Raw genomic sequence first — 22,620 nt, 5'->3', positions numbered from 1 at the left:
TTACTCTGAATCCTTTGTTGTAACGATAGGGGATGTGTCTGTTTCGTCGTCCGCATAAGGGTCCGGATGACCCAGTTCTGCAAGCAACGTTCGTTCCAGTGCTTCCATTTCTTCGGCTTCGTCGTCATCTATATGGTCGTAACCAAGCAGATGCAAGCAGCCGTGAATGACCAGATGCGCCCAATGGGCGTTGAGTGCCTTGCCTTGTTCGGCGGCTTCGCGCTCGACCACGGCCACGCAAATCACCAGATCGCCCAGTAACGGGATATCCAGCAACTCGTCCGGCACATCGGCAGGAAATGACAGCACGTTGGTGGCGTAATCCTTCTGCCGCCAGGTGTGATTCAGTTCGCGGCCTTCTTCTTCGTCGACCAGACGAATGGTCAGCTCGGAGTCGGCGGTGCGCTGGCGCAGGGCCAGTTCGCACCATTTCCGGAACTCGGCTTCACTCGGGGCAGGTGCGTCGCTGGCCAGTTGCAGATCAAGCTCAAGCATCGTGCGGGGTGTCCTTTGGCGCGGCATCGGCAGCGCGATTTTCGAAGCGCTCGTACGCCTCGACGATGCGTTGTACCAGCGGATGGCGCACCACGTCCTTGGGCTGGAAGTGGGTGAAGCTGATGCCCGGAACGTCCTTGAGCACTTCGATCACATGATGCAGCCCGGACTTGGTGCCGCGTGGCAGGTCGACCTGGGTGATGTCACCGGTGATGACCGCCGTGGAGCCAAAGCCGATCCGGGTCAGGAACATCTTCATTTGTTCGACGGTGGTGTTCTGGCTTTCGTCGAGGATGATGAAGCTGTTGTTCAGCGTGCGGCCGCGCATGTAGGCCAGTGGCGCGACTTCAATGACCTGGCGCTCGATTAGCTTGGCGACATATTCGAAGCCGAGCATTTCGTAGAGCGCGTCGTAGAGCGGGCGCAGGTACGGGTCGATTTTTTGCGACAGGTCGCCGGGCAGGAAGCCGAGTTTTTCACCCGCTTCAACCGCCGGACGCACCAACAGAATGCGACGAATCTGCTCGCGTTCCAGTGCGTCTACCGCGCAGGCAACAGCCAGATAGGTCTTGCCGGTACCGGCCGGGCCGATGCCGAAATTGATGTCGTTACCGAGGATTTCTTTCACGTAGCGCAGTTGATTCAAGCCGCGAGGGCGAATCATGCCTTTTTTGGTGCGCAAGGCGACGGACGGTTCGGCGGGGGAGTGGTTGTCCAGTTCCTCGACGGCCGATTCCTGCAGGAACAGGTGAACCATGTCCGGCGACAGCTCGGTACCCTTGGTTTCCCGGTACAAGCGACGCAGGAGGTTTTCCGCGGAGGTGGTGTGCTTGGGCTCGCCGATCAGTTCGAACTGGTTTCCGCGGTTGCGGATCTCGATGGTCAGGCGCTGTTCGATCAAGCGCAGATGCTCATCGAATTGCCCGCACAAATTGGCGAAGCGGCGAGCTTCAAAAGGCTCGAGGATGAAACGATGTGGTTCTATGGGTGCGTTCAAGGTCGTATTTAGCCGCCCTGGGGCAATATTGATGAAATAAAGGATAACGCCAGTCGCCTGGGTGCGAAAGCTCTTAAAGCAGTCTCACTGGATAACTGTGGCGAGGGAGCTTGCTCCCGCTGGAGTGCGAAGCGCTCCCAAATCATCCAGCCTCAATCTTTCAGGATGATCGAGGTGTCTGGTTTGCGGCTGCTTCGCAACCGAGCGGGAGCAAGCTCCCTCGCCACAAAGGCTCTATGGCCTGCTGTTATTGGATCAACGAGCCCCGCAGCGAGTGCGGTTGCGCGGCGTCGATGTGCACGTCGGCGAACTGGCCGATCAGGGTCGGATTGTCGCAGCGGAAGTTGACGATACGGTTATTCTCGGTGCGCCCCTGCAGTTCGCCAGGGTCTTTTTTCGAATAATCGGTAACCAGAATCCGCTGAATGGAGCCCACCATTTGTCGGCTGATCTCGAACCCTTGCTGGTTCAGGCGATGTTGCAGGGCATTCAGGCGTTCTTTTTTCAGTTCTTCCGGCGTTTCGTCGGCCAGGTCGGCGGCCGGGGTGCCCGGGCGCTGGCTGTAGACGAAAGAGTAGGAGAAGTCGAAACCGACGTCTTCGATCAGCTTCATGGTCTGTTCGAAGTCTTTTTCGGTCTCGCCCGGGAAGCCGACGATAAAGTCCGAACTGATGCAGATCCCCGGCACGGCGGCCCGCAGTTTGCGCAGTTTGGACTTGTACTCCAGCGCGGTGTGGTTGCGCTTCATCGCCGCGAGGATTCGGTCGGAGCCCGATTGCACCGGCAAGTGCAGGTGTTTCACCAGTTCCGGCACGTCGGCGTGGGCCTGGATCAGGCTGTCGGAGAACTCCAGCGGGTGCGAAGTGGTGTAGCGAATCCGGTCGATGCCATCGACGGCGGCGACCACCCGGATCAATTCCGCCAGGTCGGCCAGACGACCATCGTGAGTGGTCCCGCGATAGCCGTTGACGTTTTGCCCCAGCAGGGTCACTTCGCGCACGCCGTTTTCGGCCAGGTGGATGATCTCGGCAATCACATCGTCGAACGGCCGGCTGACTTCTTCACCGCGGGTATAAGGCACCACGCAGAAGGTGCAGTACTTGCTGCAGCCTTCCATGACCGACACGTAAGCGCTCGGCCCATCGATGCGCGGTTCGGGCAAGTGGTCGAATTTTTCGATTTCCGGGAACGAGACGTCGACTTGCGGCAGTTTGGTGGCGCGCGCGGCGTCGATCATTTCCGGCAGACGGTGCAGGGTCTGCGGGCCGAACACCACGTCGACATACGGAGCGCGATCACGGATGGCCGCGCCTTCCTGGCTGGCCACGCAACCGCCGACGGCGATGACCATTTCCGGATTGGCCAGTTTCAGTTCGCGCCAGCGGCCGAGCTGGGAATACACCCGGTCCTGGGCGCGTTCACGGATCGAGCAGGTATTGAGCAGGATCACGTCGGCGTCTTCAGCGCGGGCGGTGACTTCCAGGGCCTGATGTTCACCCAACAGATCGACCATGCGCGAGCTGTCGTACTCGTTCATCTGGCAACCGTGGGTTTCGATGTAAAGCTTCTTGGCCATGGAAAGATTCATCACGTGATTCAAAGAACCGCGCATTATAGGGAACATGTCCCAAGGTTCCTACCGCTGCGCGTCCGGTGGCTATGCTATAGTTCGCGCCCTCATTTTTATCCCCGATGTGTTACCCGCCCACCATGACCAAACGTGAAGCTCCAATCTACAAGGTGATTTTCCTCAATCAGGGCCAGGTGTTCGAAATGTACGCCAAGCAGATCTATCAAAGTGATCTGTGGGGCTTTCTGGAAGTGGAAGAGTTCGTCTTTGGCGAGCGCACACAAGTGGTCGTCGATCCGAGCGAAGAAAAGCTCAAGGCTCAGTTCGAAGGCGTTGTGCGCAGTTTTGTGCCGATGCATTCGATCGTGCGCATCGACGAGGTCGAACGCCTTGGCACGCCGAAAATCAGCGAAGCCCGCGGCGCGGTCGGTAATGTCATGCCGTTTCCGATGCCGATGCCTGAGAAGTAAGCAGTAGGTTTCTCTAAGGTGAGAATGGCTTTTTGTGGCGAGGGAGCTTGCTCCCGCCAGGGCGCGAAGCGGCCCCGAGATCTGCAATCACGATAAGTCTGGCACACCGCGTTCTTGGGTTTTACGACTGCTGCGCAGCCGAGCGGGGAGCAAGCTCCCTCGCCACAGGGGGGCGTGTTCAATTCAGGGAAGTGGCGAAAACGGCGTACGCCCGTCGGCGCTCTGCAATTCCATCAGGTATTTACGGAAAATTTGCCCCAGCACCTGGGTAGCAACTTCCAGGTCTTCGCGGGGCATTTTTTCGGCGACTTCGTCGGCGGTGTCCAGCGCGTCTTCGGCGCCGTTGACCGCAGCCATTTTCAGCACGATATACGCCTGAATGTTATTGGCCGGTACACCTTCGCCATGGAAGAACATGGTGCCGAGTTTGAATTGCGCCTGGGCATGACCTTGCAGCGAGGCCTTTTCGAAGTAGCTCAGGGCTTTATTGAGGTCGCGCGGCACGTTCTTGCCTTCGTAGTAGAACTCACCCAACTCGTATTGCGCTTGCGCATCCCCTTCATCCGACGCTTTCTGGCAGGCGGCGAGCGCTTGCGTCAGGTCTTGCGGCTGAGTATTGAGGGTGCAGCGACCCATCGCCGGGATCAACAACGAGTTGCCGCCTGCTTGTGCGAGCGCGAGCAGGGGCTGAAGGAGCAACAGGCAGCCCAATGCAAGGGTGCGGCCGGTGCGGTTCATGGGAATCGACTTACCTCTGAGGGGCGCGCGGACCCGTCGAGGGATCCAATAAGCGCGCATTATGAAATAAGCAGGGCCAACCTTACAAAGTCTTTACTCGTTTTTCTGCTGCGCGGGGACTATATCACCCACTTTGCGGGGGATTATTGGCAGCTGAGCAGGAAAAAGGGAGCGGATGTAGGTGAAAGCTGACGCTGGCAATCGCCAACGTCAGCGTCGCAGATTTACTTCAGTGCGGCGAAGGCACGTTCGGCGGCGTCCAGCGTCAGTTTCAACTCGGTTTCGCCGTGGGCGATCGAGGTGAAGCCGGCTTCGAAGGCGCTCGGCGCCAGGTACACGCCGCCTTCGAGCATCAGGTGGAAGAAGCGCCCGAACAGGTTCGCATCGCTGGCCATCACGTCATCGAAGGTGACGATGTCGTCGGCGCCGCTGAAGTACAGACCGAACATGCCGCCGGCCTGAGTGGTCACGAACGGAATGCCAGCGGCATCGGCGCGCTGTTGCAGGCCATCGAGCAGGCGGCTGGTGTAGTCGCTCAGCTCGGCGTGGAAACCCGGACGACTGATCAGACGCAGCGTGGTCAGGCCAGCCGCCATCGCCAGCGGGTTACCCGACAACGTACCGGCCTGGTAGACCGGGCCCAGTGGCGCGATGTGTTCCATGATTTTGCGTTTGCCGCCGAAGCAGCCCACGGGCATGCCGCCACCGATGATCTTGCCGAAGGTGCTCAGGTCCGGTGTTACGCCGTAATAGGCTTGGGCACCGCCGAGGGCGACACGGAAACCGGTCATCACTTCGTCGAAAATCAGCACCACACCGTGCTTGTCGCACAGGGTCCGCAGACCTTCGAGGAAACCCGGTGCCGGCGGTACGCAGTTCATGTTGCCGGCCACCGGTTCGACGATGATGCACGCCACGTCCTGGCCGACTTCGGCAAGCATGGCTTCTACTGCGTCGATGTCGTTGAACGGCAGGGTCAGGGTGTGTTTGGCGAACGCCGCCGGTACACCGGCCGAGCTCGGTACGCCTTGGGTCAGGGCGCCGGAACCGGCCTTGACCAGCAGGCTGTCGGAGTGACCGTGGTAGCAGCCTTCGAATTTGATGATGCTGTCGCGACCGGTGAAACCACGGGCCAGACGGATCGCACTCATGGTCGCTTCGGTGCCGGAGCTGACCATGCGCACCATTTCCATCGACGGCACGATCGAGCAGACCAGGTCGGCCATCTCGGTTTCCATCGCGGTCGGGGCGCCGTAGGACAAGCCGTGCTCAAGCTGTTTGCGCACCGCATCCAGCACGTCCGGGTGGCTGTGGCCGAGAATCATCGGGCCCCAGGAACCGACGTAATCCACATAGCGCTTGTCGTCTTCGTCGGTGACGTAGGCGCCTTCGGCGTGTTTGAAGAACAACGGCGTGCCGCCAACGCTCTTGAACGCACGAACAGGCGAGTTCACGCCTCCGGGGATGTGTTTCTGGGCATTGGCAAACAGGGTTTCGGAACGAGACATTATTTGGCTCTCAAAATCAGGATTTGAACAATTCGTTAAAGGCGCGGGCGCGACGCGTCACTTCAGCCGTGCTCTCGGCGCCGAACAGGCCATGCACCACCGCCAGCAGATCGGCGCCGTGGGCCACCAGCGGGGCAGCGTTGTCCAGGGTGATGCCGCCGATCGCACAGATCGGCAGGTGCAGTTTGCTGCGGGCCTGATCAAGCAAGTCGAGGCTGCATGTCGGTGCGCCAGGCTTGGTGTTGGAATTGAAGAAGCGGCCGAAGGCGACGTAACTGGCGCCTTCCTTGGCGGCTTGTTCGGCGAGTTCGAGTTGCGCGTGGCAGGTCGAGCCGATGATCGCCTGGCGCCCGAGCAGTGCTCGCACCGGCATCAGTGGGCCATCAGTCTGGCCCAGGTGCACGCCGACATTCAGTCGCGCGGCCAGTTCGGCGTCGTCATTGATGATCAGCTGGGTCTTGTAGCGGTCGCACAGATCACGCAGGGCTTCGGCCTCGCGCAGGCGGCGGGCCTCGTCGCTGCTTTTGTCGCGGTATTGCAGCAGGGTGACGCCGCCTTCGAGCGCCGCCTCCACGTACGAAAGAAATTTACCGGCCAGTAGCTGGCTGTCGGTAATGGCGTACAGGCCACGTAGTTTCATCGGACAAGCCTCTGCGCTTTACGCATCGAAAGTTACGAACAGAAATCCAGCGGCAGGCGGCGGGGCACGAACTGGCCTTTGCCCAGCTGTTCCGCATCTCGCAGGGTGCGCCAAGTGTAGTCAAGCGCGCTCTGTACGGCACTGGCGAGGTGTTCACCCTGGGCCAGGCGACCGGCGAGGGCGCTGGCCAGCGTGCAACCGGAACCGTGATAACTGCCGGGCAGGCGCTGGCAGGTAAAGGTTTCGCGGCGACCGTCGCGGCTGTACAGGCGGTTGTGGATTTCGTGTTCGTCGCCATGGCCGCCGGTGATCAGCAGGTGTTTGACGAATGGCAGGAGTTTTTCCGCGCACTCGTCGGCGGTGCCTTCGGGCAGTTCGGCGAGGATGCGGGCTTCGGGAAGGTTAGGGGTGGCGATGATCGACAACGGCAGCAAGCGTTCGCGCATGGCGTAGCCGACTTCGTCCTTGCCCAGTCGTCCGCCACCGCCGGCACGCAGCACCGGGTCGCAGACCACTGGCAAATGCGGGTGCGCTGAAAGCAGTTCGACCACGGTGTCGACCATTTCCAGGGAACCGAGCATGCCCAGTTTGACGGCGGCGACTTCGGAGTCGTTGAGCACGGCATTGGCCTGGGCCAGTACCCACTCGCGATCGAGCACGCGGAAGTCAGTGACGTTGACTGTGTCTTGCACGGTCAGGGCGGTGACGGCCGGAGCCGCATGGCAACCCTGGGCAAGCAGGGCTTCGATATCTGCCTGCAAGCCGGCGCCACCACTAGGGTCGTGGCCGGAGAGACAGAGGACAACGGGGCGAGAGCTGTAGATATTCATGGTGCGCGAGCTTACCACCAAACATGTTTTTCGGGTGTTGCGACGTCCAGTCCGGCCGATACATTGTGGGCGAGGGGGCTTGCCCCCGTTGGGGTGCGAAGCGCCCCCTTTGCCTTCTGTCTGGAACACCGCGTCGGCAGATTTACGACTGCTTCGCAGCCGAACGGGGGCAAGCCCCCTCGCCACAGGTGTTCATCACTCGCCGGGACATTGTCGCATCCTGATCAAGCCAACAGCTCTAGCTCAATACATAGCGCTGGAACGCCCGTGCTAGAGCCTTTTTAGGAAAAAATTCAATGGTGTTCAATGGCCACTAACGGCTATGCTAGAGTGGATCCAAACCAATAACAGGTAATACCGGTTTTACGTCTACTCAAAAGGAATGGGGGGCTTCCTGACAGAACCGGACAGGCCACGCTGGGGCTTAAATGCGCTATTTGCTGATGTTGCTGTTGTGCTTGCCCCTCCTGGCGAGCGCCGTCGAGTTCGACGAGTTCACCCAGAGCCTTCCCCTGGGCCGAACGATGCAGGTTTATGAAGACCCGGGCGGTCAAGCGACCATTGCCGATGTCCGTGCGCAAGCCGCGGCCGGGCACTTCAAACCCCACGATAAAGCCACCCTCAACGCCGGCTATTCGCGTTCGGCGTTCTGGCTGAAAATCGACCTGCAATACCGTCCGACCAATCCGTCGGCGCAACGGACCTGGCTGCTGGAATTGGCCTATCCACCCCTCGATCACCTTGATTTGTACTTGCCCGATGCTGGCGGCGACTATCAATTGGTCCGACAGACGGGCGATGCGTTGCCGTTCGCCACTCGCGAAATTCGTCAGAACAACTATCTGTTCGGTCTGAGCTTTGCGCCCGGGCAGGCGCAAACCGTGTACCTGCGTCTGCAAAGCGAAGGCTCGATCCAGGCGCCCGTCACCTTGTGGTCGAGCACTGCTTACCTTGAAGAGCAGCCGGTGCGGCTTTATGTGCTGGGGCTGATTTACGGCGTGTTGCTGGGGATGCTGGTCTACAACCTGTTCATCTTCCTCAGTGTGCGCGATACCAGTTACCTCTATTACATCGTCTACATCGCCTCGTTCGGCTTGTATCAGCTGTCGGTGAACGGCGCGGCCGTGGAGTATTTCTGGCCGAACAATCCGTGGTGGGCCAATGCCGCGACGCCGTTCTTCATCGGCTGTTCAGGGTTGTTCGGCAGCCAGTTCGCCCGCAGCTTCCTGCGGACGGCCACCCACAGCCGCTGGCTGGACCGTGTGCTATTGGCGCTGATCGCGTTCAGTACGCTGGTGGTCGGGTTATCTCTGATGACCAGTTACGCCCTGGCCCTGCGTCTGGCGACGGCGTTGGCACTGGTCTTTACCGTAGTGATTTTCGCTGCCGGGGTTTTCGCCTGGTGGCGTGGCTTGAGGGTGGCGCGCTACTTCATCATTGCCTGGTCGGCATTTTTGCTCGGTGGCGTCGTCAACACGATGATGGTGTTGGGGTATTTGCCCAACGTGTTCCTCACCATGTACGCCAGCCAGATCGGCTCGGCGCTTGAAGTGGCGTTGCTGTCCCTGGCCCTGGCCGATCGTATCAACGCCATGCGCGAGCATCAGGCACAGACGTTGTTCGACGCCGGCCAGAAGCTTGAGGTGCTGAACCAGCAACTGGCTCACAGCAATAGGCTCAAGGACGAATTCCTCGCCACGTTGACCCACGAACTGCGCACGCCCATGAACGGTGTGATCGGTTCGCTGGAGCTGATGCAGACCGTCGAGATGAACCCAGAGCTGGAGCAGTATCAGCAAACGGCGGCAGGTTCGGCGCGGGACATGATGCGCATGGTCAACGGCATCCTCACCCTGACCGAATTGCAGGCCGGCAAGCTCAAGGTCTATCCGGACACGTTCAGCTTGCGCAGTATGGTCGAGTCTTTGCGCGGGCAGTTCGATGGCAATGCGTCGAGCAAGTCGCTGGACTTCAAGGTCGAGGTAGCACCCGGGTTGCCGGATCGTTTGTTCGGCGACAGCGGCAAGCTGGTGCAATGCCTGGAATGCTTGCTGGACAACGCAATCAAATTTACCCGAGTCGGTGGTCTGGCGCTGCGGGTGACGGGTAAACCGGCGGCGGAGCCCGGTCGGCTGGCGCTGTCTTTTGCGGTGATCGACACCGGCATCGGTTTTACCGATCTGGGGGAGGCGACGCTGTACCAGCGCTTCTTCCAGCTCGACGGCTCGATGACCCGTGAATATGGCGGTCTTGGCGTTGGCCTGGCGATCTGTCGGCAGTTGGTCGAATTGCTCGGGGGGCGCCTGAGCCACCGTTCCGAACCAGGCCGTGGAAGCCGCTTCCAGCTGGACGTCGAATTCGAGCTGTCGTTGGTGGAGCCTGCTCCCTCGATCACCCGGCAGACCACCGGCCTGCGCTTGCCCCAGGAGTGCACGGTATTGCTGGTCGATGACAACAGCATCAATCAATTGGTGATGCGCGGCATGTTGCTCAAGCTCGGGTTCCGGGTACGCACCGCTGACAATGGCCTTGCTGCGCTCGATCAATTGCAATGTGAAGCCGTTGACGCTGTATTGCTCGATTGCCAGTTGCCGCCAGCGGACAGCGCCTCCATCTGCCGCCGGATCCGTGCGTTGCCGGGTTGCGCCGAATTACCCGTGTTCATGATTGCCCTGAGTGCGGACCGAGTGCACTGCCCGAGCGACACCGTGGTCGACTACCTGAACAAACCGGTGAAATTCGAGGACTTGCAGGCCGCGCTCTATCGACGGGTGCTCTGTTCTGGACAAGGCGAAAGCGCCGACATTTAGGCAGATATGCCACTTTGTTCGGCCTCGGGGCGGTGCTTAACTGAAGCCCTTGGCTGACCAAAGGAGTCCCGTCATGAACCTGCATCAGTTCGCCGAAACCCACGAAGTCACCAACCAGCCACCGTCGCTGGATGGCATCAACCTCTATCGCATCGACCTGCCTTTGCAGGAATGGTCGCGACGGTTCGATGCCGGTTGGGCCGAGTCGCGGATCGACGCTTACGGCGCATTGGCCGGCGGGCCGCTGATGGAGGCCGGGTTTGCGGCCAATCAAAACAAACCCGTGTTCGTCAGCCATGACCGTTACGGCCATCGCATCGACCTGGTGGAGTTTCACCCGGCTTATCACCAGTTGATGCACACGGCGGTGGAGCATGGCCTGACAGGGTTGCCCTGGACCAATCCGCAACCGGGCGCTCATGTGGCTCGCGCGTCCATGACGTATTTGCACAGTCAGGCAGAGGCCGGTAGCGGTTGCCCGTTGACCATGACTTTCGCCAGCGTCCCGGCGATGCGCCTGCAACCGGATCTGGCCCGGCAATGGCTGCCGAAAATCCTCGCCACCGAGTACGACCCGCGCAATGTCGGCATGGCCCATAAGGCCGGAGTCACCATCGGCATGGCGATGACCGAGAAACAGGGCGGCACCGATGTGCGGGCCAACACCACCAAGGCGTTTCCGGTGGGGGGCGGTGGGCCGGGCCAGGCGTATGAACTGGTGGGCCACAAGTGGTTCTGCTCGGCGCCAATGTGTGACGCCTTCCTGACCCTGGCCCAGACCGACAAAGGGCTGACCTGTTTCCTGCTGCCGCGTCATCGTCCGGATGACACGCGCAATCAGTTCTACATACAGCGGCTGAAAAACAAACTCGGCAACTGGTCCAACGCCTCCAGCGAGGTGGAGTTCCGTGGCGCCCTGGCCTGGATGGTCGGCGAAGAGGGCCGGGGCGTTCCAACCATTATCGAAATGGTCGCCATGACCCGTTTCGATTGCATGGTCGGCTCCAGCGCGCTGATGCGCCAGGCCCTGACCCAGGCCAGCCATCACTGCGCCCACCGCAAGGTCGGTGGCAAGTTGCTCAGCGAACAACCCTTGATGCAAAACGTGCTGGCCGACCTGGCCCTGGAAAGCGAAGCCGCCCTGGCGTTGAGCCTGCGCATGGGGCGAGCGCTGGATCATCTGGATGACGACCACGAAGCGAAATTCGCTCGATTGGTGACGGCAGTGGGCAAGTACTGGATCTGCAAACGCGCGCCCGCGATGATCAACGAAGCGGCCGAATGCATGGGCGGCGCCGGTTACGTCGAAGAAAGCATCTTGCCGCGACTGTACCGTGAGGCACCGGTCAACTCGACGTGGGAAGGTTCCGGCAACGTGCAATGTCTCGACGTGTTGCGCGCGTTGTCGAAAGAACCGGGCGTGCTCGATGTGCTGTTCAACGAGTTGGGCGATGGCCATGGCGACAAACGCCTGGCCGCACACATCGGCCAGTTGCAGAAGGCGTTCAAGGACACCGACGACATTCAATACCGCGCCCGCCAGCTCACCGAAGACATCGCCTTGGGGCTTCAGGCCAGGCTGTTGCTGGAGGCGGGTAATGCGGCGGTCAGTGATGCGTTCATCGCCAGCCGCCTCGGTTCGGCCGGTCGGGTGTATGGAACGTTGCCACGTGGGCTGGATGTGGAAGCGATTGTGGCCCGCTCGACACCGCAGGGCTTCTGAAGGGCGAAAAGATCGCAGCCTTCGGCAGCCTCTTACAGGTGTACGACGACCCTCTGTAGGAGTTGCCGAAGGCTACGATCTTTTTTCACTGTTCCCGTGAAGCGATGATGCAGGCAAGATGAAGGTCTGCAAGTCAGAACACAGGAAGCTGATCGTGACCGAAGCGTTTATTGTCGTTCAAACCGCCGAGCAAGCCGTTGATCGGCTTGCTGTCTTGCACGAGCGTGCAACCACAGCGCTGAATCAAGCGCTCAAGCGTTATCTCAAGGATCGCGTCGAGCCGGACGCTGAACAGCGTGCCCTGTTTCGTTATCCCGAGTTGCGTCTGACCTACCTCTGCCAGGGCGAAGTCCCACAGACCACTCGCGCCTATGCCAAGGTTCAATTGCCGGGGACCTACAGCGTCACCGTCACTCATCCGGCAGCCTTTCGCAAATACCTGCTGGAGCAACTCGTTCCGTTGATGCACGACTTCACCGTGACCGTGGAAGTCGGCGTCAGCCAGCAAAACATTCCTTATCCGTATGTGGTCGAGCAGGGCGATGAACTGGCCGGCTCTGGCGTTACGGCGGCGGTACTGGCGCGGGTGTTCCCGAGTACGGATCTGTCGGCCGCCACCGATGGCATCGCTGATGGCTTGTACGATTGGGAAAACACCGATCCGCTGCCATTGGCCCTGTTCGATGCCGCGCGGGTGGACTTCTCCCTGCGCCGACTGGTGCACTACACCGGCAGCGACTGGCGGCATGTGCAGCCGTGGATTCTGCTGACCAACTACCACCGCTACGTCGACCAGTTCATCGTTCATGGCCTGGAACAACTGCGCAAAGACCCGCGTTTTGTACGCATGGTGTTGCCGGGCAACGTGATCATCGAAAAGGGCATGGACCACGGCGAAGCCTCGGCGATTGCCGCTGGCGTGGTCTGGCATCGTTACCAGATGCCGGCCTATCACCTGATCGCCAGCGACGGCCATGGCGTGACCCTGGTGAACATCGGCGTCGGCCCGTCCAACGCCAAGAACATCACCGACCATTTGGCCGTGCTGCGTCCGCATTGCTGGCTGATGATCGGCCACTGCGGCGGCTTGCGTCAGTCGCAGACCATTGGCGATTACGTGCTGGCACACGCTTACATGCGTCGCGACGGGATTCTCGACCGGGTGGTGCCACCGAACATTCCGATTCCGGCCTTGGCCGAAGTGCAGTTGGCGTTGCAGCAAGCGGCGGCCAACATCACCGGTGAGAAGGGCGACGAACTGAAGAAACGCCTGCGTACCGGCACCGTGTTGACCTACGACGACCGTAACTGGGAGCTGCGCTGGGCGCAGGAGCGTCCGCTGATCAACCTGTCCCGCGCCGTGGCGGTGGACATGGAAAGCGGCACGATTGCGGCCCAGGGTTATCGCTTGCGGGTGCCCTATGGCACGTTGCTCTGTGTGTCGGATAAACCGCTGCACAGCGAAATTAAACTGCCGGGGTCGGCCAACGCGTTCTATGAGCGCGCGGTCAGCCAGCACTTGAAGATCGGCATCGAGGCGGTGGATCTGTTGCGCACCGAGCTCAACTCGCTGCACTCACGCAAACTGCGCAGCTTCGACGAGCCGCCGTTCCGCTGATTGTTCTCATGGTCATTTGACGGTTGGGGCACTAGCATTAGCAGCCCTGACCGTTAGATGTTCTTCTCGCCATGTCCCGTCCTCAACGTCCCGTTTCCCGCCGCCCTGGCGTGAAGCCTGTGTCATCTTCTTCCGCCCCGCGCCGTATCGCCAAAGCGCCCCCGGCCGAGCCGAAGCTGATTCTGTTCAACAAACCTTTCGATGTGCTGACGCAATTCAGCGACGGCGAAGGGCGGGCGACGCTCAAGGACTTTATCGAGATTCCGGGGATTTACCCGGCAGGACGGCTGGACCGCGACAGCGAAGGCTTGTTGCTGCTGACCAACGACGGCCAGCTGCAGGCGCGGATTGCCGACCCGAAACACAAATTGGCCAAGACTTACTGGGTGCAAGTGGAAGGCGAGCCAACCGCCGAGCAGTTGCAGCGCTTGCGCGAGGGCGTCGAGCTGAACGATGGTATGACCTTGCCGGCCGAAGCGCGACAACTGGATGAGCCGCAACTGTGGCCACGCAACCCGCCGGTGCGCTTTCGCAAAAGCGTGCCGACGAGTTGGCTGGAATTGGTGATTCGCGAGGGGCGCAACCGTCAGGTGCGGCGCATGACCGCGGCGGTCGGCTTGCCGACGTTGCGCCTGGTGCGGGTCAAAATCGGTGACTGGTCGATCGAAGGGCTCGATCAGGGACAGTGGAAGGAAGTGCCGGCGCGTTTATAGCGTGCCGGATTCGATCAGGCCGATGACCACGCTTTTGATCACGAATGCGGCCACACCCAACCCCAGCACAAAGAACAGAATGAACGAGCCGAAGCGTCCGGCTTTGGATTTTTTTGCCAGATCCCAGACGATGAAACCCATGAAAATGATCAGGATGCTGACCAGGCCAGTCATCATCCACTCTTCGAAAACAGCAGGATCCATTGAACATCTCCAGCGCGGGCGGGGCTAAAAAGGCGGGAGGAGTATACGCCAAGGGGGATTGGCGGGGTATTGACCTGCGTCGGATTGTGGCGAGGGAGCTTGCTCCCGCTGGGGCGCGAAGCGGCTCCAAAATCAGCGACCGGGTTTAATCTGGCACACTGCGTTCACTGGTTTTGCGACTGCTTCGCAGCCGAGCGGGAGCAAGCTCCCTCGCCACAAAGCATTCTCAGCTGCGCAAATGAGTTAAAGGCAACTCCGTGCTGTTAAGCACCTGGTTCAACACGAAACTCGACCGTACACTCGTCACCCCTTCAATCCGGGTCAGATGCCCCAGCAGCAGCTTCTGATAGTGATCCATGTCCGGCACCACCACCTTGAGCTGATAATCCGCATCCATCCCGGTCACCAGGCTGCATTCCAGCACTTGCGGTAATGTGCGAATGGCGGCTTCGAAGTTCTCGAAACGCTCGGGTGTATGGCGGTCCATGCCGATCAGCACGTAGGCGGTCAGGCTCAGGCCGAGCATCTTGCGGTCCAGCAAGGCGACCTGGCGGGAGATGTAGCCGTCGTCTTCCAGTTGCTTGACCCGCCGCGAGCAAGGCGAAGGCGACAGGCCGATGCGTTCGGCCAGCTCCTGATTGGAGATGCGCGCGTCGCGCTGTAATTCCGCCAAAATACTCAGGTCGTATCGGTCGAGTTTGCTCATCAATCAGGCCTTTGTCATAACTATTGCGGCAGATTATCTATCCTGAGTTAAAAATTGCGCAAGTGATGTTTATTTGAGCAATCTTCGCAATCCTCTGTCGGTGCTCCGGGCCTATTCTTATCACCAGAATCACTGCTCGGACAAACAGTCCAGTGCGGCTCGCCCAATCAGGCCAGCTGCGGTCGCCACCCCCACCGGGGATGCGTCGGCCCCCGAGCTACACACTGTCCAGAAGACGGCGTGAGGTGAGCCGACGTCATAAGCGTCGAGCACGGACGAAGTTCTCAAAGGGAGGCCGACGGGTCTCCCTTTTTTCTTGCCCGCAATTTGGCATGCCCTTAATAAAAAGCCGCTCAATAAAAAAGTTACGTGACTGATAACCTGTTGCAGAACCGGCCTGCGCTTTCCCAGTCTTACGTACAGGCCCTAACCCGCCGTGAGGAAAAGCATGAAATCGCGCATCTGGCGTTTGGCCGGTGTTGGTTTGCTGTGTGTAAGTGTCACTGCACAATCGCTTGCCGATGAACCACAGAACCGCGGCCCCGATGGCGGGCAGCGTGGGCCTGATCATCGGGGCAATGAACAGGGCCAGGGCCGTGGCGGCAGCAATCAGCCACGCCCGCAGAGCACCGAAATCATTCGTGGCGACAACAGCCGCCAATTCGAGCGCCACGACCAGAATCAGGGTGGCCAGTGGCAGAACCGGGCGCCGCACGAGTCCAACAATCAGGGCGGCCAGTGGCAGAACCGTACGCCGCACGACTCCAGCGTTCAGGGTGGCCAGTGGCAGAACCGTCCGCTACACGATCCAAACGTTCAGGAGCGAGCGCCGCAACAACCGAGTAATAATCTGCCAATCCAGAGTCGGCCCGATACCGTGCGCCAGACCCAGGAACCGCGGCGTGGCTACTATCAGGACGAACCGTGGCGTAACAATCACAACCAGCCATGGCAGACCGGGGGGCGGGAGCCGCGTCACGATGACCGTCGCTGGCCCGGTCGTCCGGAGGGGCACGGCACAGGCTGGGGCCCCGGCCCGCAGTATCGTCCTGGGTACGTGATCGACCGCTTCCCGGAGGAGCGTCACTTCCGCGTGCCGTATCGTGGCCAGGATTATTTCTATTCCGGTGGCTACTGGTATCGCCCGCAAGGCCCGCGTTATGTGGTGGTTCAGCCGCCTCGCGGGATTCGCGTCAGCTACTTGCCCGATTACGCCCGTGAAGTGTGGATCGGCGGCACGCTGTTGTTCCTGGCGGCCGGCGCATATTACGCCTATCAGGAGAGCACTCAGGATTACGTCGTGGTCGACCCTCCTGTGCAGCCGCCACCGGTGAGCAATGGTTATGACGTGGTGGCGTACCCAGCCAACGGCCAGTCGCCGGAGGAAGTCAGCCGGGACGCTTATGAATGTTATCGCTGGGCCGTGCAACAGAGCGGTTTCGATCCACGTACTGCCACCTACCGACCGGATCCGTCGGTGGTGCAAGTTTACCGACAGGCCCAGGGCAACTGCCTGAGCAGTCGCGGTTATCAGGTGAGTTACTGAGCCCTGGCGGCCTTCACCACTTCCTGCGGGTCGGCGTGCACCAGCACTTCGGCTCGCGGGTAGACGGCATGAATCGCATCGGCGGCTTGATCGCTGATGCCGTGGGCGACTGACAGGGTCAAGTCTCCCGGCAATTCCAGATGCAATTGCACGAACCACTGGTTGCCGGAAATCCGCGTGCGCAAGTCGTGGGCACCCAGAACGCCGGGTACGCTGCAGGCCAGTTCGAGCATGTGCTGGCTGACATCGGTCGGCAATTCTTCATCCATCAGCACTGCAAAACTTTCCCGGGCGATCTGGATCGCGCTCCAGAGGATGTAAGCAGCGATCCCCAGGCCGAACCACGGGTCGACTTGCTGCCAGCCAAACCCTGCCAGCACCAGCGCTACGAGAATGCCGCCATTGAGCAGCAGGTCCGAACGGTAATGCAAGGAGTCGGCGCTCACCGCGTTGGAGCCGGTAGCCTTGATTACCCGGTGCTGCAACATCAGCAGGGCCACGGTCAGGACGAGGGAGAACACAATCACCCCGATACTGAGCCACGCTGCGCCTATCGGTTCCGGATGTTTCAACCGTTCGATCGCCTGCAGGGAAATCAGCACGGCACTGCCACCAATGAACAGCGCCTGAGCCATGCCCGCCAGTGATTCGGCTTTGCCGTGCCCATATCGATGATCATCGTCGGCCGGGCGCAAGGCGTAATGCACGGCCATCAGGTTGAGCAGCGAGCTAATGCCGTCGAGTGCCGAGTCGGTTAACCCGGCGAGCATGCTCACCGAGCCGCTCAGCCACCAGGCGATGGCTTTGGCGATGATCAATATGCACGCGACCGCCACCGAGGCGCGCGTCGCCAGCCGCAGCAGGCGGGCGTGGTCGGTAGGGGTCGTCATCAGTGCTGTGGTTCCTTCAAATGCACGAATTATGCAGCCGGTTGCAGGCCGAACATAGCCAGTTGCTGGGCGCTGCCCTTGTGCTGGATCAGACGCGGATCGTCCAGCGGGAAGCTGCGGCCCAGTTCACTTTCGAGAATAGTCTGCAACTTGTGGTTATCGACCTTGCCGTCGGCGCCGATGGCTTCCTTGAGTTTTTCCGGCGCCACCTGGGCGGTCCGGTCGGGCTCGAAGTAAATGGCACCCGTGGTGAAGTCCACTGCAAAGGCGATCAGGCCGGGGATGATATAGAACAGCAGGCCCACTGCATCCAGCGCGGCAATGGCCGGGTCAATCTTGCCGTCAATCTGGCCGCGACGATCCGGGTAGAAAATCGAACCGCAGGCGGTCATTTGGGTCAGCAAGGACGCGATCAATACACCGCCGATCAAGCGAAAGGGAGCACGCATATGAAATCTCCTGGGTTATCTGGAAACGAAGCATCGTCGATATGAATTAGGACCGCGCTGAACGCCGTTATACTCGGCCCTCTGTTTGGGAGCCAGCATGATTTCTTTGCCAATTGATGAAGTTTTACCCGCCCTGCGTGAAGCCCTCGCTACACGCCACGAAGCCGTGCTCGAAGCACCGCCCGGTGCCGGTAAAACCACCCGGGTGCCGTTGGCCTTGCTCGATGAGCCGTGGCTGGCCGGGCAGACCATTCTAATGCTCGAACCGCGCCGGTTGGCAGCGCGGGCGGCGGCGGAGCGCTTGGCCAGTGAATTGGGCGAGAAGGTCGGCGAAACCGTGGGTTATCGCATTCGTCTTGACAGCAAGGTCGGCCCCAATACCCGCATCGAAGTGGTCACCGAAGGCATCCTCACCCGGCGCCTGCAGGATGACCCGGCGCTGGAAGGCGTGGGGTTGCTGATTTTCGATGAATTCCACGAGCGCAGCCTCGATGCCGACCTGGCGCTGGCCCTGAGCCTGAATGGCCGGGAGCTGTTCCGCGACGATCAACCGCTGAAGATCCTCTTGATGTCGGCAACCCTGGAAGGCGAACGCCTGGCCGGATTGCTGGATGACGCGCCAATCCTGCGCAGCGAAGGTCGCATGTACCCGGCGGCGATGCGCTGGGGCCGGCCGTTTCAGCCCGGTGAGTTCATCGAGCCAAAGGTGGTGCAGACCATCCTCGACGCGCTGAACGATGAAACCGGCAGCCTGCTGGTGTTCCTGCCGGGGCAGGCGGAGATTCGGCGGGTGCATCAACAATTGGCCGATGCCTTGGGCGAGGGCACGCCGGTGTTGCTGTGCCCGCTGCACGGCGAACTGGACCTGGCGGCGCAGCGGGCGGCGATTGATCCGGCGCCTGCGGGCAAGCGCAAAGTGGTGCTGGCCACCAACATCGCTGAAACCAGCCTGACCATCGACGGTGTGCGCGTGGTGATCGATGCCGGGTTGGCGCGCGTGCCGCGCTTCGACCCCGGCAGCGGCATGACTCGCCTGGATACCCAACGGATCTCCAAAGCCAGTGCAACGCAGCGTGCAGGCCGGGCCGGGCGTTTGGAGCCCGGTGTGTGTTATCGCTTGTGGTCGCAGGATCAGCACGAGCAACTGGCGGCTTACGCCAGTGCGGAAATCCTCTCGGCGGACCTTGCCGGGCTGGCCTTGCAACTCGGTCGTTGGGGCGTGACGCCGGGGCAGTTGGTTTGGCTGGATGTTCCTCCGGCAGCGGCTTATGCACAGGCCCAGGATCTGCTTGAGCGTTTGGGAGCGCTGGAGGGAGAAGCGCTGACCCGTCATGGTCAGGCCATGGCCGAACTGCCGGCCCATCCACGAATCGCCCATTTGCTGTTGCGTGGCCAGGCGCTCGGCCTGGCCGACATGGCCTGCGATGTCGCGGCGCTGCTTGGTGAGCGCGATATCTTGCGTGGTGCTGGCGCGGACCTGCACAGCCGACTGGTGCTGTTATCCGGTGAAGAACGGGCCGCTCGCGGTGCGCAGGGTGGTGTTCAGCGGGCCCGACAACTGGCGCGGCAGTATCGCAGTTATTTGCGCGGCAAAGCGTCGGAGCCGGTCAGCGACCCCGAACATCCGCGTTGGCTCGGTGCGCTGCTGGCATTGGCTTATCCCGATCGGGTCGCCCAACAGCGGCGGGCCGGTGGCGCGGAGTATCGCCTGGCCAACGGTCGTGCGGCGTTGTTTGCCGAGGCGGACAGCCTGATGAAGCAACCGTGGCTGGTGATCGCCGATCTGGGCAGTCGTCAGGGCCAGCGTGAAGAACGGATTTATCTGGCGACGGATTTTGATCCGGCGCTGTTTGATTCGGTGCTGGCCGAACAGGTGCGGTGTGTCGATCAATTGGATTGGGATGAGCGCGAAGGTGTGCTGCGGGCCGAGCGTCAGCGCAAGGTCGGCGAGTTGATCCTCAGCCGCGAACCGCTGACCGGGCTCGATGAAAGTGCTCGCAGTCAGGCGTTGGTGAATCTGGTGCGGCGCAAAGGTCTGGAGCTGTTGCCCTGGACCCCGGAGCTGCGTCAGTGGCAGGCGCGGGTGGCGTTGTTGCGGCAGTTGGATCTCGCGGGTAAAGGCGAGAGCGAATGGCCGGATGTCAGCGACGCAACATTGCTCAAAAGCCTCGAACACTGGCTGATGCCCTATCTGGGGAAAGTCTCGCGGCTCAGTCACTTCGCCAATCTGGACCTGTCGAGCATCGTTCACAACCTGCTGCCGTGGCCGTTGCCGCAACGGCTGGATGAGCTGGCGCCGCATCATTTGAGCGTGCCGTCGGGTTCATCGATTCGTCTGGATTACAGTGAACAGCCACCGATTCTGGCGGTGCGGTTGCAGGAGTTGTTCGGCTTGGCCGAGACTCCGCGGATTGCCGGCGGCCGGCAAGTGGTGAAACTGCATCTGTTGTCCCCGGCGCGGCGGCCAGTGCAGGTGACGCAGGACCTGGCGAACTTCTGGCGCAGCACCTATGCCGAGGTGAAGAAGGATTTGAAGGGGCGGTATCCGAAGCACTACTGGCCGGATGATCCGCTGGTGGCCGAGGCGACGGCGCGGGTTAAGCCTCGTAAGTAGGGCACGGATTTTTGTGGCGAGGGAGCTTGCTCCCGTTGGGCTGCAAAGCAGCCCCAAATTCTGTCACATCATTTTTCAGGTGCGTGGTGTCAATCGGTTTACGACTGCTGCGCAGTCGAGCGGGAGCAAGCTCCCTCGCCACAGGTGTTTTATGGCGCGGCCGGCAACAGAAACCGCGCAATCACCGGCAAATGATCGGAAATGCGCAACGTATCGTCCTGCCGCACCCGCGCTTCGACCCGTTTGATGCGCGGGCTGTAAAACAGGTAGTCGACGGTCCGGTCCGGCCCGTTCAAGCCGGGATCATTCGGGTAATGGGTCAACCATTGTGCCCGGTCGATACCGCTGGCTTCGTTGTTGGTGGGGATCATCGGGTATTTGTCCCACAGCACATGCAGCGCGCTGTCGGCAGAGTAGGGCGTGCGTTGCTCGGCGGGCAGGCGTTGATACTGGCCCAGCGGCAACAGGTTGAAATCTCCACCGATCAACCACGGCGTGCCTTGGCTTTCGAACTTGTCGAGCACCTTGGCCACGGCGGTCACCTGGGATTGCAAGGTATCGTCGAGCTGGCTGGTGCGGTCCAGATGGGTGTTGAGCACGGCCATCTGGCCACCGTCGTTCAATGCCAGGTACGTGACCAGCAAGGCGTCTTTCGGCTTGAACTGACGGCTGATGACATTGGCCGGCGCGACCGGCAATTGCAGGCGTTCGGCGTGTTCGATTCGGTAGCGGCTCAGGGTCGCCAATTGCCGGCCAACGCTGCCGAAAATATGCGGTTCAGGTACGAAGTCGGCTTTCCAGTCGAAGGCCTGAGTGGTGCACGGATACAGGTCGGTGACCCGATCCTGAAGTAATTTGAACTGGTTCTGGTAGTCGCTGGCCTTGGCGCCTTCATCGAGTTCCTGCAACAGCACGATGTCCGGTTGCTCGTCGCGAATCACCCGCGCCACTTCGTCGAGGCTGAAGGCCATGTCTTCAGGTGTAGGGGATTCGTCGTCTCCTGCGGCCAGGTCGTTCCAGAACACGTAGCGCTTGCCGGCCAGATACTGGACGTTCCAGGTCATCACCTTCAGCGCCTGGCCGGGCACCAGCGTCGGCGCCTGGGCGTTGCAACTGACCGGCAGCGCTTCCTTGGCGTCGGGGCGCCAGGTCAGGCTGTAGATCAGCATTGCAATCAGGCTGATGGCGATCAGCAGGCCCAGCAGGGTGTAGCGCAGTAGACGGGGCATAGCTCGGCTTATCGCGTTACAAGATTGACCCCGAGCATAACCGAGAGCAGCGCCAAAGCCCAAGGGTAGAGCGGTCAGAGCCGCTCATCAGATTTCTCGGGTGCATCGGCGATCAGCATGAACAAACGGAACAGCACCACGCTGGTGAACAGCTGCAGGAAGCTGTGGGCGCTGTCGATCAGCAGCGAGATCACCGGGTTCTGCGGGTCAGGGTAAACCGCCAGCGTCGCTCCCTTGAGCACCCACAGCGGGCCCATCACGCACAGAATGCACACCAGAATGCGTATGAAATGCCCGCGGGTCATGCGCAGGCTTTCCTTCATCGCCGCCAGCGGTGCCAGGCCGCGCAGCACCAACAGGTACTCGCCGAACGCCAGCGTCACCATCAGCCAGATGCCCGGCAGGAAATACAGCGACAGGCCGATCAGGATCAGCAGGGTATTAAGGGCGGTCAGCACGGCGAAGCGCGGCCACAGGGTCGCCGCGGCTGCCAACAGGTCGCGGGTACGCGGCGATTCTCCTCGGCTGCGGGCATCGAGAAACAGGATCAGCGCGGCGGTGTACAGCGGATACACCAGCAAGCCGACAATTACACTGATGCCGGCGAAACTGTCCGGCCCGGTGGAGCGGTCGACCACTTGTTGCAGCAGCGCCTCGACAATCACCAGCGGCAGGCATAGCTGCACGATCTGGCCCAGATTGCGCTTGAAAAAATACAGAGAGTCACGCAGTACATCGAACGAATTCATCAGTCGGTATCGCAGGTTGAAAGCAGTGCCTCACTTTAACCGATCAACCCCTTCGGGGCACAAACGTAAACGTTCGGTAAAGGTCATTGAAACATCCTGTATCAGCCCCATTACTGGTGAG

20 protein-coding genes are annotated in these 22,620 nt (G+C 60.8%); 7 read left to right on the top strand and 13 right to left on the bottom strand.

Annotated elements, in window-relative coordinates:
- The 3 genes from ybeY to miaB all read right to left on the bottom strand — a co-directional run bounded on the left by ybeY (position 1) and on the right by miaB (position 3,068).
- Positions 1 to 495: an rRNA maturation RNase YbeY gene (gene ybeY / locus PGR6_RS25035; protein ID WP_018925765.1), complete on the bottom strand. Its 495-nt coding sequence runs from the start codon at positions 493 to 495 to the stop codon at positions 1 to 3.
- Positions 488 to 1,492 carry a PhoH family protein gene (locus tag PGR6_RS25030; RefSeq protein ID WP_019020889.1) on the bottom strand — a complete coding sequence of 335 codons (1,005 nt, stop codon included), beginning with the start codon at positions 1,490 to 1,492 and terminating at the stop codon, positions 488 to 490. Before PGR6_RS25030 ends, ybeY begins: the two co-directional genes overlap by 8 nt.
- A gap of 247 nt (positions 1,493 to 1,739) precedes the next feature.
- On the bottom strand, positions 1,740 to 3,068 hold the full coding sequence (miaB, locus tag PGR6_RS25025; protein WP_018925767.1) for a tRNA (N6-isopentenyl adenosine(37)-C2)-methylthiotransferase MiaB: 1,329 nt from the start codon (positions 3,066 to 3,068) through the stop codon (positions 1,740 to 1,742).
- Between the two features lie 134 nt (positions 3,069 to 3,202).
- Between miaB and PGR6_RS25020 the strand changes: the two genes are divergently transcribed.
- Entirely contained in the window at positions 3,203 to 3,532 is a 330-nt protein-coding gene (locus tag PGR6_RS25020) for a DUF1820 family protein (protein ID WP_003185742.1), read from the top strand.
- Between the two features lie 183 nt (positions 3,533 to 3,715).
- Here PGR6_RS25020 and PGR6_RS25015 read toward each other — a convergent pair whose 3' ends face one another.
- The 4 genes from PGR6_RS25015 to PGR6_RS25000 all read right to left on the bottom strand — a co-directional run bounded on the left by PGR6_RS25015 (position 3,716) and on the right by PGR6_RS25000 (position 7,248).
- Complete coding sequence (locus PGR6_RS25015; RefSeq protein WP_018925768.1) at positions 3,716 to 4,270, bottom strand: tetratricopeptide repeat protein; 555 nt, start codon at positions 4,268 to 4,270, stop codon at positions 3,716 to 3,718.
- 224 nt (positions 4,271 to 4,494) lie between these two features.
- A complete protein-coding gene (gene hemL / locus PGR6_RS25010; RefSeq protein WP_018925769.1) occupies positions 4,495 to 5,778 on the bottom strand; it encodes a glutamate-1-semialdehyde 2,1-aminomutase in 1,284 nt (427 codons plus the stop codon).
- Between the two features lie 16 nt (positions 5,779 to 5,794).
- Positions 5,795 to 6,418, bottom strand: a complete 624-nt coding sequence (gene thiE / locus PGR6_RS25005) for a thiamine phosphate synthase (RefSeq protein ID WP_064620592.1) — start codon at positions 6,416 to 6,418, stop codon at positions 5,795 to 5,797.
- Between the two features lie 32 nt (positions 6,419 to 6,450).
- On the bottom strand, positions 6,451 to 7,248 hold the full coding sequence (locus PGR6_RS25000) for a hydroxymethylpyrimidine/phosphomethylpyrimidine kinase (RefSeq protein WP_019581334.1): 798 nt from the start codon (positions 7,246 to 7,248) through the stop codon (positions 6,451 to 6,453).
- Positions 7,249 to 7,676: 428 nt separating this feature from the next.
- Here PGR6_RS25000 and PGR6_RS24995 point away from each other — a divergent pair, with 428 nt between their 5' ends.
- From PGR6_RS24995 to PGR6_RS24980, 4 genes are all read left to right on the top strand, one after another.
- Positions 7,677 to 10,058: a hybrid sensor histidine kinase/response regulator gene (locus tag PGR6_RS24995; RefSeq protein WP_064620589.1), complete on the top strand. Its 2,382-nt coding sequence runs from the start codon at positions 7,677 to 7,679 to the stop codon at positions 10,056 to 10,058.
- A gap of 73 nt (positions 10,059 to 10,131) precedes the next feature.
- On the top strand, positions 10,132 to 11,781 hold the full coding sequence (locus PGR6_RS24990) for an acyl-CoA dehydrogenase family protein (protein WP_064620586.1): 1,650 nt from the start codon (positions 10,132 to 10,134) through the stop codon (positions 11,779 to 11,781).
- 118 nt (positions 11,782 to 11,899) lie between these two features.
- Positions 11,900 to 13,399 carry an AMP nucleosidase gene (gene amn, locus PGR6_RS24985; RefSeq protein WP_018925774.1) on the top strand — a complete coding sequence of 500 codons (1,500 nt, stop codon included), beginning with the start codon at positions 11,900 to 11,902 and terminating at the stop codon, positions 13,397 to 13,399.
- Between the two features lie 146 nt (positions 13,400 to 13,545).
- Positions 13,546 to 14,112: a pseudouridine synthase gene (locus PGR6_RS24980; RefSeq protein WP_173861150.1), complete on the top strand. Its 567-nt coding sequence runs from the start codon at positions 13,546 to 13,548 to the stop codon at positions 14,110 to 14,112.
- On the opposite strand, the gene PGR6_RS24975 is transcribed toward PGR6_RS24980, so the two are convergent.
- Both PGR6_RS24975 and PGR6_RS24970 read right to left on the bottom strand, forming a co-directional pair.
- Complete coding sequence (locus PGR6_RS24975) at positions 14,107 to 14,316, bottom strand: DUF2788 domain-containing protein (protein WP_007937369.1); 210 nt, start codon at positions 14,314 to 14,316, stop codon at positions 14,107 to 14,109. The genes PGR6_RS24980 and PGR6_RS24975 overlap by 6 nt on opposite strands.
- 226 nt (positions 14,317 to 14,542) lie before the next feature.
- Positions 14,543 to 15,022: an Lrp/AsnC family transcriptional regulator gene (locus PGR6_RS24970; protein WP_007937367.1), complete on the bottom strand. Its 480-nt coding sequence runs from the start codon at positions 15,020 to 15,022 to the stop codon at positions 14,543 to 14,545.
- Between the two features lie 448 nt (positions 15,023 to 15,470).
- Here PGR6_RS24970 and PGR6_RS24965 point away from each other — a divergent pair, with 448 nt between their 5' ends.
- Complete coding sequence (locus PGR6_RS24965; protein WP_064620580.1) at positions 15,471 to 16,568, top strand: DUF6515 family protein; 1,098 nt, start codon at positions 15,471 to 15,473, stop codon at positions 16,566 to 16,568.
- Here the strand turns inward: PGR6_RS24965 and PGR6_RS24960 are convergent.
- Together PGR6_RS24960 and PGR6_RS24955 are read right to left on the bottom strand one after the other, a co-directional pair.
- The gene (locus tag PGR6_RS24960) at positions 16,562 to 17,458 is read right to left on the bottom strand and encodes a cation diffusion facilitator family transporter (protein ID WP_064620576.1); all 897 of its coding nucleotides are present in this window, start codon (positions 17,456 to 17,458) and stop codon (positions 16,562 to 16,564) included. The genes PGR6_RS24965 and PGR6_RS24960 overlap by 7 nt on opposite strands.
- A 29-nt stretch (positions 17,459 to 17,487) precedes the next feature.
- Positions 17,488 to 17,907, bottom strand: a complete 420-nt coding sequence (locus tag PGR6_RS24955) for a hypothetical protein (RefSeq protein ID WP_064620572.1) — start codon at positions 17,905 to 17,907, stop codon at positions 17,488 to 17,490.
- Positions 17,908 to 18,004: 97 nt separating this feature from the next.
- Between PGR6_RS24955 and hrpB the strand changes: the two genes are divergently transcribed.
- Positions 18,005 to 20,521, top strand: coding sequence for an ATP-dependent helicase HrpB (gene hrpB / locus PGR6_RS24950; RefSeq protein WP_064620569.1), 2,517 nt, complete (start codon positions 18,005 to 18,007; stop codon positions 20,519 to 20,521).
- A 149-nt stretch (positions 20,522 to 20,670) separates the two neighbouring features.
- Here the strand turns inward: hrpB and PGR6_RS24945 are convergent, their stop codons facing one another.
- Both PGR6_RS24945 and PGR6_RS24940 read right to left on the bottom strand, forming a co-directional pair.
- Entirely contained in the window at positions 20,671 to 21,750 is a 1,080-nt protein-coding gene (locus PGR6_RS24945) for an endonuclease/exonuclease/phosphatase family protein (RefSeq protein ID WP_064620566.1), read from the bottom strand.
- 74 nt (positions 21,751 to 21,824) lie between these two features.
- Positions 21,825 to 22,499 carry a YciC family protein gene (locus tag PGR6_RS24940; protein ID WP_064620561.1) on the bottom strand — a complete coding sequence of 225 codons (675 nt, stop codon included), beginning with the start codon at positions 22,497 to 22,499 and terminating at the stop codon, positions 21,825 to 21,827.
- Positions 22,500 to 22,620 lie beyond the last annotated feature (121 nt).

It is taken from the genome of Pseudomonas sp. GR 6-02, assembly GCF_001655615.1.
GTDB lineage: Bacteria > Pseudomonadota > Gammaproteobacteria > Pseudomonadales > Pseudomonadaceae > Aquipseudomonas.
The sequence above is the reverse complement of the archived record's forward strand: the minus strand, read 5'-3'. Positions and strand labels throughout refer to the sequence as shown.

Excerpts from the sequence above, each read along its gene's own strand:
- PGR6_RS24965 (WP_064620580.1), top strand. The coding sequence starts at position 15,471 with ATGAAATCGCGCATCTGGCGTTTGGCCGGTGTTGGTTTGCTGTGTGTA.
- PGR6_RS24940 (WP_064620561.1), bottom strand. The coding sequence starts at position 22,499 with ATGAATTCGTTCGATGTACTGCGTGACTCTCTGTATTTTTTCAAGCGC.
- PGR6_RS24945 (WP_064620566.1), bottom strand. The coding sequence starts at position 21,750 with ATGCCCCGTCTACTGCGCTACACCCTGCTGGGCCTGCTGATCGCCATC.
- thiE (WP_064620592.1), bottom strand. The coding sequence starts at position 6,418 with ATGAAACTACGTGGCCTGTACGCCATTACCGACAGCCAGCTACTGGCC.
- PGR6_RS24975 (WP_007937369.1), bottom strand. The coding sequence starts at position 14,316 with ATGGATCCTGCTGTTTTCGAAGAGTGGATGATGACTGGCCTGGTCAGC.
- PGR6_RS25015 (WP_018925768.1), bottom strand. The coding sequence starts at position 4,270 with ATGAACCGCACCGGCCGCACCCTTGCATTGGGCTGCCTGTTGCTCCTT.
- PGR6_RS24955 (WP_064620572.1), bottom strand. The coding sequence starts at position 17,907 with ATGCGTGCTCCCTTTCGCTTGATCGGCGGTGTATTGATCGCGTCCTTG.
- hemL (WP_018925769.1), bottom strand. The coding sequence starts at position 5,778 with ATGTCTCGTTCCGAAACCCTGTTTGCCAATGCCCAGAAACACATCCCC.
- hrpB (WP_064620569.1), top strand. The coding sequence starts at position 18,005 with ATGATTTCTTTGCCAATTGATGAAGTTTTACCCGCCCTGCGTGAAGCC.
- PGR6_RS25020 (WP_003185742.1), top strand. The coding sequence starts at position 3,203 with ATGACCAAACGTGAAGCTCCAATCTACAAGGTGATTTTCCTCAATCAG.
- miaB (WP_018925767.1), bottom strand. The coding sequence starts at position 3,068 with ATGGCCAAGAAGCTTTACATCGAAACCCACGGTTGCCAGATGAACGAG.
- PGR6_RS24990 (WP_064620586.1), top strand. The coding sequence starts at position 10,132 with ATGAACCTGCATCAGTTCGCCGAAACCCACGAAGTCACCAACCAGCCA.
- amn (WP_018925774.1), top strand. The coding sequence starts at position 11,900 with ATGAAGGTCTGCAAGTCAGAACACAGGAAGCTGATCGTGACCGAAGCG.
- ybeY (WP_018925765.1), bottom strand. The coding sequence starts at position 495 with ATGCTTGAGCTTGATCTGCAACTGGCCAGCGACGCACCTGCCCCGAGT.
- PGR6_RS24995 (WP_064620589.1), top strand. The coding sequence starts at position 7,677 with ATGCGCTATTTGCTGATGTTGCTGTTGTGCTTGCCCCTCCTGGCGAGC.
- PGR6_RS25000 (WP_019581334.1), bottom strand. The coding sequence starts at position 7,248 with ATGAATATCTACAGCTCTCGCCCCGTTGTCCTCTGTCTCTCCGGCCAC.
- PGR6_RS24970 (WP_007937367.1), bottom strand. The coding sequence starts at position 15,022 with ATGAGCAAACTCGACCGATACGACCTGAGTATTTTGGCGGAATTACAG.
- PGR6_RS24960 (WP_064620576.1), bottom strand. The coding sequence starts at position 17,458 with ATGACGACCCCTACCGACCACGCCCGCCTGCTGCGGCTGGCGACGCGC.